This window comes from Dactylosporangium sp. NPDC049742, assembly GCF_040674675.1.
In the GTDB taxonomy this organism is placed as follows: domain Bacteria; phylum Actinomycetota; class Actinomycetes; order Mycobacteriales; family Micromonosporaceae; genus Dactylosporangium; species Dactylosporangium maewongense.
In genome coordinates, this window is sequence record NZ_JBFANF010000150.1 from 1 (window position 1) to 3692 (window position 3692).

Consider the following 3692-nt stretch of genomic DNA (forward strand, 5'->3'; position numbering starts at 1 on the left):
GTGGACACGGTGCACTTCGTGCCGTCGATGCTGGAGGCGTTCCTCGCCGCGCCGGAGGCGGGTTCGTGCGTGGGTCTGCGGCGGGTGGTGTGCTCGGGTGAGGCGCTGGGCACCAACCAGCGGGACCGGTTCTTCCAGGTGCTGCCGGGCGCCGGCCTGTTCAACTTGTACGGCCCGACCGAGGCATCGGTGGACGTCACCGAGTTCGAGGTGGTGGCGGATGGCTCGCCGGTGGTGCCGATCGGCCGGCCGGTGTTCAACACCCAGGTGTATGTGTTGGACGGCCGGCTCGCCCCGGTCCCGGTCGGCGTGGCCGGTGAGCTGCATCTGGCCGGTGTCCAGTTGGCCCGTGGCTACGCGAACCGTCCGGGGCTGACCGCGGACAGGTTCGTGGCGGACCCGTTCGGCGACGGTGGTCGCCTGTACCGGACCGGCGACGTGGTCCGCTGGGACGCCGACGGCAATCTCGTGTACCTGGGCCGGGCCGACGACCAGGTGAAGATCCGCGGGTTCCGCATCGAGCTCGGCGAGGTCGAGGCGGTCCTCGCGCGGCACCCGGGCGTGGACCAGGTCGCGGTGCTCGCCCGCGATGGGCGGCTCGTCGCGTACGTCGTCGGCACGGTCGACGGTGCGGCGCTGCGGACGTTCGCCGGTTCGCTGCTGCCGGAGTACATGGTGCCGTCCGCGGTCCTGACGCTGGACGCGTTGCCGGTCACGGTGAACGGGAAGCTCGACCGTAAGGCGCTGCCGGCGCCGGACTTCGCGGCGGGCGCCGGGAAGGGCCGCGGCCCCGCCAACCTGCGCGAGGAGCTGCTGTGCCAGGCGTTCGCCGAGGTCCTCGGGCTCGACGCAGTCGGGGTTGACGACGACTTCTTCGCCCTCGGCGGGCATTCGCTGCTCGCGGTGCGGCTCGTCAGCCGGGTCCGGGCGGTGCTCGGGGTGGAGCTGCCGTTGCGGGCGCTGTTCGAGGCGCCGACGCCGGCGCGGCTGGCGGGTCGGCTGCCGGGTGCCGGGGTGGCGCGTTCGGCGTTGGCGCCGTGGGAGCGGCCGGAGCGGTTGCCGTTGTCGTATGCGCAGCAGCGGCTGTGGTTCATCGGCCAGCTGGAAGGCCCCAGCGCGACGTACAACATCCCGATGGTGCTGAGCGTGTCCGACGCGGTCGACGCGGAGGCGCTGGGCGCGGCGTTGCGGGACGTGATCGGCCGGCACGAGGTGCTGCGGACCGTGTTCCCGACCGTCGACGGCCGCCCGTTCCAGCGGGTGATCCCGGCCGAGGAACTGCGGTGGCGGCTGGAACAGGTCGACGTCGAAACCTCCGCGCTCGCCGCTGCGGTGGCCGCGGCCACGCAGTACACCTTCGACCTGGCCACCGAGCCGCCGATCCGGGCCTGGCTGTTCGACGACGGCACCGGCGCGCGGTCGCTCGTGGTCGTGGTGCATCACATCGCCGGTGACGGCTGGTCGATGGTGCCGTTGGCGGCGGACGTGTCCACGGCCTACGCGGCGCGGCTCGCGGGGCGGGCGCCGGTGTGGGAGCCGTTGCCGGTGCAGTACGCGGACTACGCGCTGTGGCAGCGGGAGCTGCTGGGTGACGAGTCCGACCCCGACAGCCTGATCTCCCGGCAGGTCGGCTACTGGCGGGAGGCCCTCGCGGGTGCGCCGGAGGAGCTGACGCTGCCGGCGGACCGGCGGCGGCCTGCCGTGGCGAGTCACCGTGGGCACACGGTGCCGGTCCTGGTGGGGGCGGAGCTGCACGCGCGGTTGCTGGAGGTGGCGCGGGAGCAGGGCGTGACGGTGTTCATGCTGCTGCAGGCCGGGCTCGGGGTCCTGCTGTCGAAGCTCGGCGCGGGCACGGACATCCCGATCGGCACGCCGGTCGCCGGCCGCGGCGACGAGGCCCTCGACAACCTCGTCGGGTTCTTCATCAACACGCTCGTCATGCGGACCGACCTGTCCGGCGACCCGACGTTCGCCGAACTGCTCGCCCGCGTGCGGGAGACCGCGCTCGCCGGGTTCGAGCACCAGGACGTGCCGTTCGAGCGGCTGGTGGAGGAGCTGTCGCCGAGCCGTTCCCTGGCCCGGCACGCGCTGTTCCAGGTGATGCTCACCGTGCAGAACATCGCCGACGCGGTGCTGGACCTGCCGGGTGTACGCCCGGGCGCCCGCGACGAGACGGCGGACGCGACGTCGGCCGCGAGGTTCGACCTGAACACCGTCATCGGCGAGACCTTCGCCGCCGACGGCACCCCCGCGGGCCTGCAGGGCGCGCTGACCGGCGCCACGGACCTGTTCGACGCCGCGACGGTGGCATCCATCGCCGAGCGTTGGGTGCGGGTGTTGGAGGCGCTGCTGGCCGACCCGGATCTGCCGATCTCCGCAGTGGACGCGCTGGGTCCTGTCGAGCGCTCCCGCGTGCTCTCCGAGTGGAACGCCACGGCTGATGCCGGTGTCGGTGCGTTGACGATTCCGGAGCTGTTCGCGGCGCAGGTGGCGCGGGCGCCGGAGGCCCCCGCAGTGGTGTGTGACGGCGTCACGATCTCGTATGGCGAGCTTGATGCGCGGTCGGACCGGGTCGCGGCGCTGCTGGCAGGTTTGGGTGTTGGCCCGGAGCGGCTCGTTGGTGTGTGCATGGAGCGCGGCATCGAGTTGATGGTGGCGCTGCTCGGCGTGGCGAAGGCCGGTGGCGCGTATCTGCCGATCGATCCGGAGTATCCGGTGGAGCGGGTCCGGTTCATGGTGGCCGACGCCGCTCCTGCGGTGGTGCTTGCCTCGTCGTCGACGGCGGGCCTGTTCGAGGACGCGTTGGTGTTGGACGAGACGGTCCTGCCGGCGGCGTTCGACCAGAACGTGCGGTTGTTGCCGTCGCATCCGGCGTACTGCATCTACACGTCGGGTTCGACGGGTGTGCCGAAGGGCGTGCTGGTGTCGCATGCCGGTGTGGCGAGCCTGGTGGCTGGTCATGAGCGCTGGCTGGGTGTGGGTGCTGGGGATCGGGTTGGGCAGTTCGCGTCGGCTGGGTTCGACACGTTCGGCTGGGAATGGATGATGGCGCTGCTGCGTGGTGCGGCGCTGGTCGTGATTCCGGCCGAGCGGCGGTTCGGTGCGGCGCTCGTCGGTCTGCTGAAGAGCGAGCGAGTATCGGTCGTGACGCTCCCGCCGGCGGTCCTCGGCATGCTCGACCCCGCATCCGTGGACCCGTCGGTGACGCTGATCGTCGCTGGTGAGGCGTGCTCGCCGGACCTCGTCGCACGGTGGGCTCCGGGCCGGCGGATGTTCAACTCGTACGGCCCGACGGAGACGACCGTTGACGCCACGCTGTGGCAGTGCGACGCCGAGGCCGGGCTGGTGGCGATCGGCCGTCCGGTGGTAAACACGCGTGTCTATGTGCTGGATGACGCGTTGTCGCCGGTGCCGGTCGGGGTCGCCGGTGAGCTGTACGTCGCCGGCTCCGGGCTGGCCCGCGGCTACATCGGTCAGCGGCAGCTGACGGCTGAGCGGTTCGTCGCGAACCCGTTCGACGCTGACGGCGGCCGCTTGTACCGGACCGGTGATGTGGCGCGATGGACCGCGGCCGGTGATCTGGTGTTCGTTGGCCGGGCCGATGACCAGGTGAAGATCCGCGGGTTCCGGATCGAGCCGGGTGAGGTGCAGGCCGTCCTGGCCGCGCACCCTGACGTGCAGCAGGTCGCCGT

The 3692-nt window shown here is 72.0% G+C and carries 1 protein-coding gene; it reads left to right on the forward strand.

The features are described 5' to 3' along the window. Nucleotides 1-3692: amino acid adenylation domain-containing protein (locus AB0J72_RS58795; protein WP_363417983.1), on the forward strand; the 3692-nt coding region annotated here is incomplete at both ends.